Genomic DNA, 15,749 nt, shown 5'->3' with positions numbered 1-15,749 from the left:
AATATGAAGAAATTTTTACTAATGTTTATGCTATGGGCAGGTACAATTGCATATGCCCAATCTACCTTTACTGGACAGATAACGGACTCCAGTAATAAACCAGTTCCAGGAGCAGTAATTTCAATACGAGGAACAGATATTATTGCGTCTACTGATTTTGATGGATTTTTTACTTTAGAAGTAAATAAACCACAATTCCCTGTTGTAATTGAGATCAAAAGTTTTGGTTTTAAAAGTCAAACAACTACCATTCCTTCAAAAGATGCTTCAGGTAATATATTGGTTACATTAGAGGAGGATTCAAAATTAGATATGGTCGTTGTTTCTGCATCGAGAGCTCCAGAACGTCTTTTTGATTCACCAGTTAGTATTGAACGTTTTGGTCGTAAAGATCTGGCAAATTATGATGCGATGGATTACTTTGATGCGCTGAAATATTTAAAAGGAGTAGACCTGAATGCTAGTAGCTATAATCTTAAGCTTCTTAATACCAGAGGGTTTTCTACTTTAGAGAATACACGTTTTGTACATTTGATTGATGGGATGGATAATACGAACCCTACATTAGGATCCAATTTAGGAGATCTTTCAGGAATTAATATTTTAGACATCAATAGTATAGAGATGGTTCCAGGACCTTCTTCTGCATTATATGGGGCAAATGCATTTAACGGAAGTTTATTTATAGCCAGTAAAAATCCATTTGATCACCAAGGAGTAAGTACTTATTTAAAAACAGGAGTTACTTCGCAAGAAGCTGCAGGTAATAACCAATTTTATGATTTTGGTGTACGTATTGCGTATGCTTTTTCTAAGAAGATCGCTGCCAAAGCAAGTCTTTCTTATTTTCAGGGAACTGACTGGCATGCAGATAATACAGATAACCTTGTTAACGCTGCTACAGATAGAACAGATCCATCTTATAATGGTGTAAATGTTTATGGAGATGAGGTTCGTTTTAACCTATCAAATTTATCAACAGCATTGGTTGATAGCGGAGCACTTACTACCGTAGATGCACAATTTTTGCCTAATCAAGTTGTAAGTAGAACTGGATATAATGAAGTTGATCTTTATGATGATAAAATTAATACATTACGATTTAATGGAGCAATACATTATAAGCCTTTTGAAAACGATTTTGAAATAATTTATAACGCTCGTATCAATAAAGGTACATCTGCTTTTCAAAATGCAACTCGATATATCGCAAAAGGATCTATAATGCAACAGCATAAGATTGAAATAAAGAATAATAACTTTTTCTTACGTGGATATATCACTTCTGGAGATGCAAAAAAATCATATGATGCTGTGTTTGCAGGAATTAACCTGAATAGAGCATGGAAAAGTGATGATCAATGGTTTGCAGATTATAGTAGTGCCTATGTAAATGCTGTTCGATTAGGAGAAACCACAGAACAAGCACATGCTTTATCTAGAACTGCTGCAGATACAGGAAGATTAGTACCAGGGACATCAGAATACCAAAATGCTTTTAATAATGTAATCGGTAAAACAGACCTTGAAGGAGGTGCACGATTTATAGATAAGTCTCTATTTAGACATGCAGATGCCAATTATAACTTTAGTCATTTGACACAGGATTTTGCAGATATTCAAGTAGGAGGTTCATTTAGAGAATATGAATTAAATTCTGCAGGAACAATCTTTACAGATTTTGAAAAACCTATTGTATATTCTGAATATGGAATATATACACAAATTCAGAAAAAATTTGCTGATGATAGGTTTAAAGTTACTGGATCTGTACGATATGATAAATCTCAATTATTTGATGGTAACATCTCGCCAAGGGTTTCTGTTGGATATACATTAGGAGAAAGAAGAAACCATAATATTAGAGCTTCTTATCAAACAGGATTTAGAAACCCAACAGCACAAAACCTTTATATAGATTTAGATGTTGGACAAACAGTTAATGTTGGATCTGCACCAGATAACCTTGATCGAGAAGAGAGAACGTATAACCTTTCTTCTAATGGAAGATCGATAACAGGCAGTAATACAGCAACTATTTCAGGAAGACAAGCTTATGAGAATGCATATTCACTGGTTTCTGTTACTAATAGAGCACCAACAGCCGCAAATAACGATGTCGTTGCTCCAGAAGAAATTGTAGCTGTAGAATTAGGATATAGAGGGAAAATTAATAAAATAACACTAGATGTAAGTGGGTACTACAATGAGTATACAAATTTTATATCTACAGAAAATGTATTGGTACCTTTATATGGTAATGTAAATGATGTAACTGGTTTGTCAGCGCTTTCAAATAATGATGTACGTCAATATCAAATATATACCAACTCTGGTGCGGCTATTAATTCTTATGGAGCTACAGTAGGAGTAGGAACAAAAATTCTAGGAGGATTTGATCTGGATATGAATTATACTTTTGCTCAATTAGATTTTGATGAAAGTGAAGACCCAAATTTCCGTCCAGGATTCAATACACCAGAACATAAAGCAAAAGTAGTATTTGGTCACAAAAAAATATTTAAAAACTTTGGATTTAATACAGCATTCCGTTGGAGTGATAGTTACTTATGGCAAGCTCCTTTTGGAGAAGGAGAGATACCATCATTTTCGGTAATTGATGCGCAACTTAGTTATAAGATCCCTGGATTAAAATCAACTATCAAATTAGGAGCAACCAATTTAGGAGGTAAAGAATACTTTACCGCAATTGGACCAGGAGCAATAGGCTCAGTATATTATGTAAACCTATTAATCAATAATTTATAGAAGATCAATTCACCATAAACAATAAGTAGTTGTTTGATGGAAGAATTAAGTTTAAATAAAAAATATATCAATATGAAAGTGATAAAAAAAATTATAATCATCAGCACACTTCTGGTTGCTATGTCTAGCTGTGATGATGATATCTCTGAAGTAATAACCTCTGGAAAAGATGGTATCATTACTTCACAGGAAGATCCAGATCTTGATGCTGCATACCTTACTTCTGAAATAACAGGAGAAGTAACATTAAATGCAGAAAATGAATGGAAATTGGCGGGACCATTGATTGTAAAATCAGGAGCAACTCTTACTATAGAAGCTGGTACTACTATCAAAGCAGTACCAGGAGGAACCAATATTTTTATTTCTGTAGAACAAGGAGCACAAATATTTGTTCAAGGTACGGCAAAGAATCCAGTAGTAATGACATCTGCTGCAGCATCACCAAAAGCAGGTGATTGGGGTGGTCTAATTATTGCAGGAAATGCTCCAGTAAATACTGGGGTACCTACAGAAGCAGAATTATTTAGATTAACGTATGGAGGAAACCAACCAGCAGATGATTCTGGAACTATCACCTATTTAAAAATTGAATATACAGGAGCTCGTATAAATGAAGAAACTGAATTCAACGGATTAAGTTTATATGGTGTAGGTAATGGTACTACGATTAATCACCTGGTGGTTGCAAACGGAGCAGATGATGGTATTGATTTGTTTGGAGGTACAGTGAATTTATCTAATATTCTGGTAGTTAATTCAGAAGATGATATGTTTGATTGGACTGATGGATGGACAGGAACAGCAAACAATCTCTATGGAGCTCGTCTTGAAGGTTTTGAAAAAGTAACAAGTGACTCTCATGGTATTGAAGGTGATAATCAGGAAGCAGTAAATAATGATACAGCTATGCCTAGATCAAATCCTACAATTACGGGACTTACCATTGTAAATGCAGCCAACGTAAAAATGGAAGACCTTATCAATATAAGAAGAGGAAGTAGTGTTACTATTTCTAATGCATTACTTGTATTGACAGGAGGCGCAACTACAGGAAATGTAGTAGACCTTACTGATAGAAAGGGAAATGCGGATGTTTCTACCAGTATTACAGCAAATGTTTTGGGAGCTGATGAAGATACAGTAAATAATCCAGATGAAGCAACAGTAACACTTACAGAGGTTGCAGAAGCAACAGGAGGTGCTGATGCAACTGTTTTTGAATGGACAGGAATAAGCTTGCCAATAAATTAAATATGAGTATAGTTAGTTAAGTAAAAGACTGCCTTTTTAGGCAGTCTTTTTTATTTTAATTAGACTGTTTTAGAAAGAATATTATTCAGTTATTTCTTTACGTAAATTCATGATCTCACTCAGTATTACCATTTCTTTTTTTATACCTTTTCTTATGATAAAAAATAGAATGATAGCAATTACTATATACGATATGTCAATCAATAAGAGATTCCAGCGACTTATGTATAAACTGAATTCTGGAGTAATCATATAAAATCCTATTGTATAGAGCCCCACAATGATAGGAGCAACGATAGAGTGAATAACTTTCCTGAATTGATGAAAACGAATCGTATTTTCTGTAGCAGTCAATGTATTATGAATTTTATTCATTCGTTTTGCCTTGCCAATACTAATAATTTCAATACCAATTCTAACGATCAATCCACAGATCATTAACCCTGCACCAATTCTACTCAAGATTTCTTTTACAGGAGCTACATAGTAAAAGAAAAGAGAGATAACAATCAATGTGGCTAATAGAATTATAATCGTACCATAGTAAAAGAAATAATTAGCTTTCTCCTTTTTCTTTATTTTGTCATATAGAGTATTGATACCATTAGGCGATAGCTCTATATTATTTTTGTTATTATTCCATTCATTCTGGAATTCTTTAAAATCATTATCCATTACCATTATTTTCTAAAATTTTTTTAAGACGTTTCTTTACTCTATGAATTTTCACTCGTACATTAGTTGGTTGTATACCAATAACTTCTGCAATTGTATCATAATCCTGATTATCTAGAACCATCATAATTAACAATCGGTCTAGTTCATTCAACTGTCCAATGGCAGTATATAATGTAGAAATAGCTCTTTTTTCAGGAGTTTTTTGTTCAGGAAAAGGGACTTGATTTTCTATTTCAGATATAGAGAATGTAGGTTCTTTTTTCTTCTTTTTTACATATTGTAAACACGTATTCACTGTGATTCTATAAATCCAGGTTTTGTAAGAAGAAGCACCTCTAAATGTTTTTAAGTTTTTCCATACACTTATAAAAACTTCTTGCTGTAGATCCTTTGCAATATCATGATCCCCTCTAACAAAACCAAGGCACATTTGCATTACCATGGCATGATGTTGCTGGTATATTTCTTCAAAAAGAATATTCTGATTACTTTTCATTCGCCAAAAAAGTATTTAGGGTAGTATATAACCATTCTGGTTGATCAAACATTATAAAATGCTTACTATTCTCGGCTATTAAAATAGTTTTATTGGCTAAGGTAGCGTATTGACTTTCATAATTAGGTTTTACCGTTTTTGCATTAGGAAAAGAAGCTCCTAGAATTAACGTTTTTGCAGTTACCATAGGGAGTACAGGTCTTAAGTCTAGTTTTAATAAATCGGTATATCCATATACATAAGTAGTTCTGTCTGCCTCTAGTATCCAATTCATTAATGTTGATACTTTATCGGTAGAATTGGTCATATTGGAAGCCATCATACTAGCAACATTTTTAAATTGATCTGCATCCATCTGTAACATTTGAGTATTGTAAGGACTATCATAATAAAAATTTTCTGCAGGCACATTTGGCATCATTACCTCCCTCATACAAGGTAAGGCATCTACGATAACTAATTTAGAAATTTTTTCTGGGATTTCTGCTGCAATATCAACCGCAAGATTACCTCCCATACTATGACCAACGATGATAACATCGGTAAGTGTATGATGTTGTATATACGCTATAATTGCTTTTTTTATGGTAGCATACCAAGGCATTTTTATAGGAGCATGGCCATTAAACCCAGCATAAGAAAAGAGATGAGATTGTCTGTTTGTATTAAGGTTTTTGATCGTTTCTTTCCAGATAGTACCTGGAGTTGTAAATCCTGGTAAAAATAAAATTGGTTTTCCTGTACCTATAGTCTCAACGATGATCGGTTGAGGTGCGATAGTTTTCGATAGATGTGTACTATTTTGGGTATTTGAAAAACCAAATGTATGTGCAAATAGAAAAATTAAAAATATTAATGCTTGAAGTAAAGTTTTCATACTGTTATTTTTTTATGTTCTATCCCTTTGATAAAAAAAACAGTATTTGTTACACCCTCTACCCATATTTTTTTTCGACACATAGGTTTTATACCAAATTAATTAGGCATTAATACTTGATAATAATAAATACTTACCTTATTATATTTTGTTGATTTTTAATTTCTTGAATGATTTTGTAGAGGTTTTCTTGCTTAGAAAATTGTATTAGAAAGTTTTTTCCATAATTACATATTCGATCCCACCTTTCTCAAATTTTTTATCTGTGGTTTTTAAGTTGAATCTCTCATAGAATTTTGATTTTTCTACTCGTGCATTACACCATAATTTTCTAATTCCTTCTTTTTCTATTAGATCTATTATGTTTTTTAATAATATTGTTCCATACCCTAATCCCTGAAACTCAATTAATGTTGCGAATTTTCTAAATTGAGCTTCGTTATTCTCTACAAATAGAGATAGTATAGATGTTATCTCTTTATTTACAAATAAACCAAAATGTCTTGCATCTTTATCATTTGGTAGAGCAACATATGCTATCGGCTTATTGGGCCACATAACTTTGTGTCTAATAGGTAAAGTTTCAGCAGTGGTAATTTGTTTAATTTCAGGAATTGTATCGTTCACTTATTTCTTTTTTTACACAGATTAATTATAGTATCTGTCTTTATTACAGATCCATCTTTATAGTAGTTTAATTTTCCAAAATAACTTATGGCATCATTTTTACAAAAACTTAGATCAAATATCGCAATTTGATATTTTTGATAGCTCTATTCTCATACAAAACAAGTTATTATTTTGTTGCAATACTTTCTTTAAGTAATAAGAAACAAATAGTAAACCCACTATGTAGTTTCTTTTTTTGTTATAATTATTTGTTGGTAAAGGTTTTATCTTTTGTAAATAATATCTTCTCCGTTTTGTGATAAAGTCAAGCTCTCAACCTTACCCTTTTTATTTTTATTAAATGTAATGTTGGCTAAAGCTACTTTTAAATAAAAAACATTTTCAGATATAGGATACATATCAATTTTTTCTTGCCCTGTTATTTGAATTTTCATTTGTTTACCATCTTTGGTAATAGCCATAACAAAACCAGCATGCTCATAATTACCTATATAGTTTTCTAGAATTGCATCTTTGATATTTATTTTTTTTATTAGACCTTTTGTTTCTACTCCTAATTTTTTAAGCATTGTGATACTATTAGTATTACCAGGGTTGAGTTCAATAGATTTTGTATAACTGGTAATAGCTTTTGTTTTTTCATTGTTTTTTACCAATGCTTCACCATAACTATTGTATACATTTGAAGAATTAGGAAATGCTATTGTATTTATTTTGAATATTGAAATAGCTTTTTCAATATCTCCTTTTCCAAGATAATAATACCCCAAAGTATTCAATTGATTTTCTCCAAAATCATATGTGTCGGTTTGATTTTTCTTTAATTCCCAATAAGTTTTTATAGCCATTTCAATCCCTTTGTTTTCGATACTATTTTTAAGATAAGTACCAATAGATGGTTTTTTTGGTTTGTCTAATGCTGATGTAGAGTCTAATAAATGGGTTCCGATATCATCAACCCCAACTTTTGAGTTTGTGAGTACCACAACACCTTTATTACCACCTTTAATAAAACCTACAAATGCTCGATATCCTCCAGTACCTCCATTATGCCAAATAATTTCTAATTCATCACGTTGCATAATATGCCATCCTAACCCTACCATTGGGTTACTACCAGCACTTCTTGAATTTTTATGGGACAACTGCATAGCAGGGTATAGATTCCCTTTTTTTAACCCCATATTAGCTGCTAGATACTTAATCATATCAACAGCAGAAGAACGAATTGCTCCTGCACCAGCTAAAGTGGTAATGTCCCAATTTTCTACTTCTATTCCAGCACTATGTCCTATAGCTAAGTTTTTCTTCATTTTAGGAGTAAAGGTGATACGAGTATTTTCTAGTTTGAGTGGGTTGGCAATAACCTTTATCATTAGCTTTTCATAACTCATGTTATTTTTATTAGCCAATAGATGACCTAACAAACCCGAAGCATAATTAGAATATTCATATTTAGAACCGATATCTCGAGTAAGTTGATAGCTGTTTAAGAAAGAGTATAATTGTTTTTCTGAATAATCAACATAAGGATTTGCAGGATTAGAAGGAGTGAAGTTATCTGGCATTCTAGGAAATGATGAGGTGTGATTGGATAGATGGTGTAATCTGATTGATTCTCCATTTCTTTTGGGAGCTGTGATACTATCAGGAAGAAGGCTTTGCAGAGGGGTTTTTAAATTCAACTCACCATTTACGGCCATATTGGCCAATAAAATTCCTGTAAAAGTTTTTGAGATAGAGCCAATCTCAAATATAGAATTTTCATCTACAGGGACATTAGTTTCTAATGATCTTACGCCATGACTATAATAAGTTACTCCATCAGAAGTAATAACTCCTACAACTATCCCTGTATTAGTACCATTTTTGATACGAGATTTGATGTTGTTCTTAACTTCTTCTGAGATATCTATGCCTTGAGCTAGGCATCCAGATAGTATGATTTGAGATAGGAATAATAAGATCGTAAAATATTTTTTCATGAATTCTATTTTTTTTGATTTTTTAAAAAACAAAAGTGCTATTTAGGGTGAAAAAAAGCGTTCTACTTTATTATGAATGAGTGCTGCTTTATGCAAAACGCTAATTATCAGCTGTTTTTTCTGTATAAAGAAGGTGTTGTATTTGTATGTTTTTTGAATGCAGTATTAAAAGGAGTCTTAGAATTAAAGCCTACATCATACATGATCTCCTGAATTGTATGTTTTTTAAATGATGGATTTTTTAATTTTTGCATCGCCTTTTTTATTCGATATTCATTTACAAAATCAAAAAAATGGGTATCCATATGTTGATTAATTAAAACAGATAATTCTCGTGAAGGAATATTTAATTGATTGGCTAATTTTTGAAGAGTTAAGGATGCATCCAGATACGGTTCTTTGTCTAGCATAAATTGTTTTATACTTTCAACACGTATATCTTCAATGCTATTTGGTCCTTCTTTAATAGGTAATAAACCTATATCTATTCCTTGAAATGTTTTTGGGGCAAAAAGTGCTTTGCTAAATACCCATGAAATGAAAACTACGCTAAATAATAACATGGCAATACGTAAGTTGTTTGTCGTCTCAACAGTATTATACGTAAACCTATAAATACTTTTTGATAATGTAATTAGCGAAATGATAATACTAATTATTAGAAATTGTTTTAGCCAAGTGTAGTTTATAAAAACATTTGAATTGGAATAATTTTGTTTTACAATTTTCTGATAGCGCATAACTTGATAAACTCCAGTAAACAAAAAAGCAAAACCAATAATATATCCAAAAAAAGTAATAAATATACCTTCTGGTTGATTGTAGTAATTTTCAATAAATAATTTTTGTTGATCAATACTAATATTAAAAAAAGTAGGGTAGAGTATTATTAAATTAATAAAAAGGGGAACGAATAAGAGTATATGTTTAATTTTAATTTTAAAATTATCATATAATACTGAAATGATATATAAGTATAGTATAGGAGCTTTGAGACCTGCTAAGACTTCCATCCGTATCATTTCACCAGTGTATGATAGCGTTATGAATTTAGGATAAAAATATGCAGAAAAATCTAGTGCAACAATAAATAAGTATACTGCAAATAGTAAGTTGCTTAACTTTTTATTCGTTTTAGTAATAAGTAAATATGCTACAAAAAACAAAAATAAAAAGACAATAAAAATACTTAATAATTCAATAATGTTAAATGTCATAAAGTCGATTATTAGGCCTTGATATATAGTGCTTCAAAATTACCGATAAGAGTTGTTTCTTATTTGAGGTATCTACCCTTAATTATATCTAAATGATGTCTTTCATGACCAACAATTGATTTTATAAAATCTATTAATGTAATTTGGCGCTGTTGCGCTAAACCTGTTTTGGTTAATTGAGATTCTGATAAAGTCTCGATAAAGCTTAACGATGATTTTCTTACATTATAAAAATCGGTGATCAAAAGCTCTAGTGTCAACTCATCAAAACGGCTATTATCAGTTAGAAAATTTTGATCGTAGCCCCATAGCTGGATATCCTCATTTCTACTCAGTCTAAATGCCCTAAACATTTTTATCCTTTCATGATCGGTAATATGTCCTATTACTTGTTTTATACTCCATTTATTGGGTTGATAACGATATGTAGCCTTTTCTTCATTGATTGTTCTTAAAAAGGTAAAGGTAGCTGTTGTATCAAAAAGTGTTGATAAACTATCACCATTAGCCCATTCATAATAATAAGAGAAATCATCTTCGGGTGTATATTTCATATAGAAGATTTTGGTTCAATATATAGTATTTAAATGATCTTTAGGTAATGTACCTAGTGGTATATATAGTTGATGCACCCAAAACTAAGGAATTTTTACCATCTGTCAGTGGTAGAAAAATAGTTGTAAAAACAATATCAAATATCGAAGACAAATTGTCTTCGATATTTGATATTGTTTTAATAAGTTCAAAATTAAAAACCTGAAGAATCAATATCCAGGGTTTTGTTTGATAATCCCTTCTCCCAATTCTATTTCATCAAAAGGGATAGGTAGTATAAACTGATTAGAATTGGATATAGTTGGTTTGATACTGCCAATAGAGATATCTCCTGCAATATGGTATCGAACTAGATCAAACCAATCCTCTCCATTTTCATAATACAATTCCATAAGTTTTTCTAGACGAATTATCTCTAGAAACTCTACCAAGCTGGTTGGATTTTTTTCTGGCAGATTGACTCTACTTCTTATTTTGTTTACTTGAGCAATTGCATCCGCTATATCACTTAGAGTTCCTCCTTCTTCTATTGTTTTACGAGTTTTTGCTTCGGCATATATCAATAAAATTTCAGAAGTACGTAAATGCATAATAGCAGGAGGGTTGTCATAAAAGAAATTCCATTTAAATCCCGTCATTTCCTGTATGCTTACATTGGTTGCAGTGGTAGATCTTCTAATCGTATCACCTTCAGTTTCATGGAGTGCATTTAATGTTTCAGATCCAGGAATAATGCCTCCTGTAAATCCTTGTCCTTGATGATTACCCATAGAATAATCGGTAGGGGTAGCAAACAACACCTCTGTAGCGGTATGAGCTTTGGCAAAAATATCTTTATAATCTTCTGTAAACTCAAAATTTAAGAAATCCTGCGATAGCGTAATGGATTCTGAATATCGATTCATAAATAACAATACTTTTGCTTTGAGTGCTTTGGCTGCCATTATGGTAGCTCTAGATGCATCTCCTTCTGTTGGGATACCACTTATAAGCACTTCATCAAGATTTGCCAAGATAGACTGATATACTTCTGCTACAGTATTTCTGGGTTGAGGAATAAGGCGGTTATTTTGATCCAGTGCAGCAGGGTCTAAAATGATCCCATATGCTGAATTGATATCATAAAACTGACCATACATACGCAATAGGTAAAAATGGCTTAAAGCTTTGATGAATTTTGCCTCTCCCAGCACTCTTTTTTTATCATTTTCTGATAAAATAGTATTACTTGTCTTAGGAACTCTGGTAATGAGTTCATTCACATTTGCTAGTGTACGATACATACCAGAATAAACACGTAGAATAGTACCACTTTTTATGCTCAGGGTATTATTTAAAAAAGCATCCTCTCTATCGCTGTGTATAGATTCTTGCCCTGATATACTCATCGCAGATAAGTAAGAGGGCATTGGGAGTATTTTTCTTAAAGACGCATATGAGCCTATTAATGCAGACTCTATAATATCACCATTTTCATAAGCTTGATCCACGGGTACTTGACCATTGATTTCTACATCATCTAAGCTCCCTATTGGTTCACAAGAAAAGACGAATAGTACTAGGATAAGTACAACAATTTTATATATGTATTTCATGATTTTGAGTTTTGTATTTATTTATAATGAAATGTTTATGCCCCAAGAGAATGTCCTTGTTATAGGATACCCATTGTAATCTCTTGTTGTATTAAAGCTGCTCACTGCGAGATTGCTAGAGTTTACTCCTTCGGGGTCTATACCAGGGTAGGGAGTCCATGTGATCAAATTGAGCGTATTGGTATAGATACTTGCCTGACTAATTCCAAGTTTATTTAAAAACTTTGTAGGAAGATGGTATCGCAAAGAGATATTACGCAACCGTATATAAGAAGCATCTTCTACCAAGGCATCTGTAGATCGATTAAAATTTCCACGTCTATTAAATCTTAATTGTGGGTATTTGGTATCTGGTTTTCCTGGAGACCATGTGTTTTCGTACATAGCATGAGTAATATTATCTCCTTTATATTGACTTATGACAGATTCTAATGGAGCCCATTGCTTTTTTGCTCCATAACTAAACTGTAGGTCTATTCCCAGTTCAAAATTATTAAATCGGACTGCATTGTTCCATCCTCCAAAAAACTGAGGCAGATTATCTCCAACAACTTTAAAATCACTAAAATCTATGATTCCATCCTCGTTGATATCTACATATTTCAAATCCCCGATTTGAGCTCCTTCTTGAAAAGCATGGTTGTCTATTTCTTCTTGGGTTTTAAAAATCCCATCGCTTACAAAAGCAGATATAGCTCCCATAGACTCTCCTTCATTCAGTCTATAACTTAGCCCTGTAAATAGAGAGCCATCAGCTTTTTTAATAGTATTTTTTATAAAACTAATATTAAAAGAAGAATCCCATTGTAGCTCTTTTGCAGTGATGATTTTTGCTTCTAATTCGATTTCTAGCCCTTTGTTTTCTATAACGCTTTTAGAGTTAGTTAATTGATTATTGAAGCCTGAAGAGGGTAATAATTTTTTATACATAATCATTCCAGTAGAAGATTTTTTAAAATAATCTGCTTGTAGTGATATCCTAGAGTTGAATACTGAGGTATTGATCCCATAGTTTATCTCTTCTGTTGTTTCCCAACCTATATTTTTATCAGGGATATTGGTTAGAGCAATCCCTTTGATATCTCCAATATTGGTATAAACATTATCAATAGCAGTACTATAAAATCGTTGATTAGCAAAATCAGGAAGGTTGGCTCGTCCCGTACGCCCAACAGAAAACCTGAGCCTTAGTTCATTTATAGCATCGATATTACTTAAAAAAGACTCGTTTGCGATACTCCAGGAAACGGCTAGTGATGGGAAATATGCCCATCGTTTATTTACCCCAAATTTTGAATACCCATCTGCACGATTGGTTATAGAAAGATAGTATCGTTTGTCGTAATTATAATTGATTCTTCCAAAATAAGAATGTAGTCGACTCTCTGTAATATGTTGAAAAATATTGGTTACATCTTCTGCCAACCCTGCATCATTATTAAATACAGGAGATGGAAACCCAAAATAGATTGCTCCCTGTAAATCCAATTGCCTATAATCTAGAGTAGTTCCTAGTAGGGGAGTAATACGGTGTTTGTTGAATGATTTGTTATAGGTAAGGATGTTCTCCCAAGTATGATTTTGTGTGCGACTATTATTATCAGATCGTTGATCATATTGGCCTAAACCATAAAATCGTGAAACTTTACTATCGGCAATAGTAGTATAGATTGCAGATTTTAAGGCAAAATGTTTAAAAAAACGTAACTCGGCATAGACATTACTAGAGATATTAAGTGCTTGATTTTTATTTTTCACCTTATCTATTTTAGATAAAATATTATTATACTCTTTATCATTTAGAATAAATAAAGAACCATCATCTGTTCTGGCAGGAATATCAGGCCTTACATAGAAAGCAAAATCCAGAGAATTTATATCAATATTATCATGATTAGAGGTTTGATAACTTAATCCCCCACCGACTTTCAATGTATTTAGAATGGTAGTATCATAATTCAATCTCATATTATATTTTGAGTAATCTTCATAGATAAATATTCCTTCTTGTTCTGTTTTTCCGAGAGAGAAAAAATAATTACTAGATTCGCTACCTCCCGATACATTAAGATTTACATTTTGAACATCTGCATGATTTCTCAAGGCCAAATCCTGCCAATCTGTATCACTATTCATAAAATAATCAGAATTGACATTACCAGATACGGGATCGATAATTTCATTGGCAAGAGGATTGGTAGTATCTGTTTGTAGCGTTGTTCTGGCAGTAGCAATCATCATATCTTTATACTCCTGGGCATTTAATAAATTATGTTTACCAACAGGTTGATTTGCAGAGTAGGTATACTGTAAGGTAACTTGAGGTTTATGGTTTTTTTTACCTCGTTTAGTGGTAATCAAAATTACCCCATTTGCAGCTCTCGATCCATAAATAGAAGCGGCTGCAGCATCTTTGAGAACCTCTACTTTAAGTATATCTGATGGATCAATGAGTTCTAATGGGTTGGTTTTAAAGATAGCACCATGACCATTATTAAAATGTTCAGGAAGATTATCCTCTATAACAAGAGGAACTCCATCTACTATATATAAAGGTTGATTGATACCTCTAAAAGAAGTTCTACCTCTTATATTTACCACAGCTCCTGCACCTGGGCTTCCTGATATTTGTACCGCATTGAGCCCTGCTATTTTTCCTCCAAAAAGGCGATCAAGGCTATTGGTTACTGGTAATTTTATTTTCTCGGCATCTATAGATTTTATAGCACTAGATACATCTTTTTCATTCATTTTTCCGTATCCAACAAGAACTACTTTATCTAGTTCTATATTCTCAGAAACAAGGGTAATATGTAGATTGTCTTCTTGTGTTATTTTTTCTTCATGAGTAGTAAAACCCAAAAGAGAAAACACCAATATATCTCCAATAGTCGCTTGTATAGAATATGTACCATCACTTTGAGTAACGGTGCCTGTTTGTGACCCTTTGACAAGAATATTGACTCCAGATAGCGGTTTTCCTTTTCCATTGGTAACAATACCACTAATTCCTGATTGGTCATTATCTTTATCAATGAGCAATGGTTTGATTACAATCTGTTTTTTTACAAAAAGATGTTGTAAGCTCTCTTTTTTTAGTACCGAATAGAGGATTTCATCCAGTGCTTTATTCATAGCACGAATTGATATCTTTTTTTCGGGATCAATATCTTTTGTGTTAAATAGAAATTTGAAATCTGTTTTTTGTTCGATTTCATCAAAAAAATCCAAAATAGAAACCTGAGTTAGTTCGACACTTAATTTGGTGTATTTGCCATTGTTTTTTGCTGCTACTCCTAGTATAGGAATCAGGAATAAAATAAGAAGAAGCTTCTTTTTGAATTGTTGTAATAAGAAAAGCCTACAGCTCCTCTTATTAATTATTACTTCTTTTTTCATAGGTCTTAAGAATAATTATAATTAATATTGAGTTTGTATATAGTACTAAAGACCGTGATATTAGAATCTACCCTTAAGAATGAAAAGCAAAATAAATGTGAAAGTTTGTTAATTGTTAGAGGAAGGTGACTAGATACTTATGAAAAGTAAGGGGGGTAGAAGGCTTATATTTTGATAAGTGTGTAAGGCAAATAGGTCACGGTATTATAATACGTGATTTTTATCTGTATAAAACAGTGTTTTATCGAAAAACTACCTGATTGATTGGTCTTTATTACCAAGATAATTACATTG

General features: G+C 32.2%; 11 protein-coding genes. 2 read left to right on the top strand and 9 right to left on the bottom strand.

What is annotated here, in order from left to right; translation table 11 throughout:
* Positions 1 to 3: 3 nt before the first annotated feature.
* Both DG508_RS13805 and DG508_RS13800 read left to right on the top strand, forming a co-directional pair.
* The gene (locus tag DG508_RS13805; protein ID WP_108868709.1) at positions 4 to 2,769 is read left to right on the top strand and encodes a TonB-dependent receptor; all 2,766 of its coding nucleotides are present in this window, start codon (positions 4 to 6) and stop codon (positions 2,767 to 2,769) included.
* Between the two features lie 72 nt (positions 2,770 to 2,841).
* The gene (locus DG508_RS13800) at positions 2,842 to 4,023 is read left to right on the top strand and encodes a hypothetical protein (protein ID WP_159090833.1); all 1,182 of its coding nucleotides are present in this window, start codon (positions 2,842 to 2,844) and stop codon (positions 4,021 to 4,023) included.
* Between the two features lie 81 nt (positions 4,024 to 4,104).
* On the opposite strand, the gene DG508_RS13795 is transcribed toward DG508_RS13800, so the two are convergent.
* From DG508_RS13795 to DG508_RS13755, 9 genes are all read right to left on the bottom strand, one after another.
* Positions 4,105 to 4,698: a hypothetical protein gene (locus DG508_RS13795; RefSeq protein WP_108868707.1), complete on the bottom strand. Its 594-nt coding sequence runs from the start codon at positions 4,696 to 4,698 to the stop codon at positions 4,105 to 4,107.
* Positions 4,691 to 5,197, bottom strand: coding sequence for an RNA polymerase sigma factor (locus DG508_RS13790; protein ID WP_108868706.1), 507 nt, complete (start codon positions 5,195 to 5,197; stop codon positions 4,691 to 4,693). The genes DG508_RS13795 and DG508_RS13790 overlap by 8 nt, the downstream gene beginning before the upstream one ends.
* A complete protein-coding gene (locus DG508_RS13785) occupies positions 5,187 to 6,074 on the bottom strand; it encodes an alpha/beta fold hydrolase (RefSeq protein ID WP_108868705.1) in 888 nt (295 codons plus the stop codon). The genes DG508_RS13790 and DG508_RS13785 overlap by 11 nt, the downstream gene beginning before the upstream one ends.
* A 207-nt stretch (positions 6,075 to 6,281) precedes the next feature.
* Entirely contained in the window at positions 6,282 to 6,701 is a 420-nt protein-coding gene (locus DG508_RS13780) for a GNAT family N-acetyltransferase (protein ID WP_234418232.1), read from the bottom strand.
* Between the two features lie 266 nt (positions 6,702 to 6,967).
* Entirely contained in the window at positions 6,968 to 8,689 is a 1,722-nt protein-coding gene (locus tag DG508_RS13775) for a serine hydrolase (protein WP_108868704.1), read from the bottom strand.
* A gap of 107 nt (positions 8,690 to 8,796) precedes the next feature.
* Positions 8,797 to 9,906, bottom strand: coding sequence for a helix-turn-helix domain-containing protein (locus DG508_RS13770; protein ID WP_108868703.1), 1,110 nt, complete (start codon positions 9,904 to 9,906; stop codon positions 8,797 to 8,799).
* 59 nt (positions 9,907 to 9,965) lie between these two features.
* Positions 9,966 to 10,460, bottom strand: coding sequence for a DinB family protein (locus DG508_RS13765; protein WP_108868702.1), 495 nt, complete (start codon positions 10,458 to 10,460; stop codon positions 9,966 to 9,968).
* A gap of 210 nt (positions 10,461 to 10,670) precedes the next feature.
* Positions 10,671 to 12,056, bottom strand: coding sequence for a RagB/SusD family nutrient uptake outer membrane protein (locus DG508_RS13760; RefSeq protein WP_108868701.1), 1,386 nt, complete (start codon positions 12,054 to 12,056; stop codon positions 10,671 to 10,673).
* Between the two features lie 21 nt (positions 12,057 to 12,077).
* A complete protein-coding gene (locus DG508_RS13755; protein WP_108868700.1) occupies positions 12,078 to 15,455 on the bottom strand; it encodes a SusC/RagA family TonB-linked outer membrane protein in 3,378 nt (1,125 codons plus the stop codon).
* Positions 15,456 to 15,749 lie beyond the last annotated feature (294 nt).

The organism is Aquimarina aquimarini (assembly GCF_900299535.1).
GTDB classification, from domain to species: domain Bacteria; phylum Bacteroidota; class Bacteroidia; order Flavobacteriales; family Flavobacteriaceae; genus Aquimarina; species Aquimarina aquimarini.
The sequence above is the reverse complement of the archived record's forward strand: the minus strand, read 5'-3'. Positions and strand labels throughout refer to the sequence as shown.

Excerpts from the sequence above, each read along its gene's own strand:
- DG508_RS13805 (WP_108868709.1), top strand. The coding sequence starts at position 4 with ATGAAGAAATTTTTACTAATGTTTATGCTATGGGCAGGTACAATTGCA.
- DG508_RS13800 (WP_159090833.1), top strand. The coding sequence starts at position 2,842 with ATGAAAGTGATAAAAAAAATTATAATCATCAGCACACTTCTGGTTGCT.
- DG508_RS13795 (WP_108868707.1), bottom strand. The coding sequence starts at position 4,698 with ATGGATAATGATTTTAAAGAATTCCAGAATGAATGGAATAATAACAAA.
- DG508_RS13790 (WP_108868706.1), bottom strand. The coding sequence starts at position 5,197 with ATGAAAAGTAATCAGAATATTCTTTTTGAAGAAATATACCAGCAACAT.
- DG508_RS13785 (WP_108868705.1), bottom strand. The coding sequence starts at position 6,074 with ATGAAAACTTTACTTCAAGCATTAATATTTTTAATTTTTCTATTTGCA.
- DG508_RS13775 (WP_108868704.1), bottom strand. The coding sequence starts at position 8,689 with ATGAAAAAATATTTTACGATCTTATTATTCCTATCTCAAATCATACTA.
- DG508_RS13770 (WP_108868703.1), bottom strand. The coding sequence starts at position 9,906 with ATGACATTTAACATTATTGAATTATTAAGTATTTTTATTGTCTTTTTA.
- DG508_RS13765 (WP_108868702.1), bottom strand. The coding sequence starts at position 10,460 with ATGAAATATACACCCGAAGATGATTTCTCTTATTATTATGAATGGGCT.
- DG508_RS13760 (WP_108868701.1), bottom strand. The coding sequence starts at position 12,056 with ATGAAATACATATATAAAATTGTTGTACTTATCCTAGTACTATTCGTC.
- DG508_RS13755 (WP_108868700.1), bottom strand. The coding sequence starts at position 15,455 with ATGAAAAAAGAAGTAATAATTAATAAGAGGAGCTGTAGGCTTTTCTTA.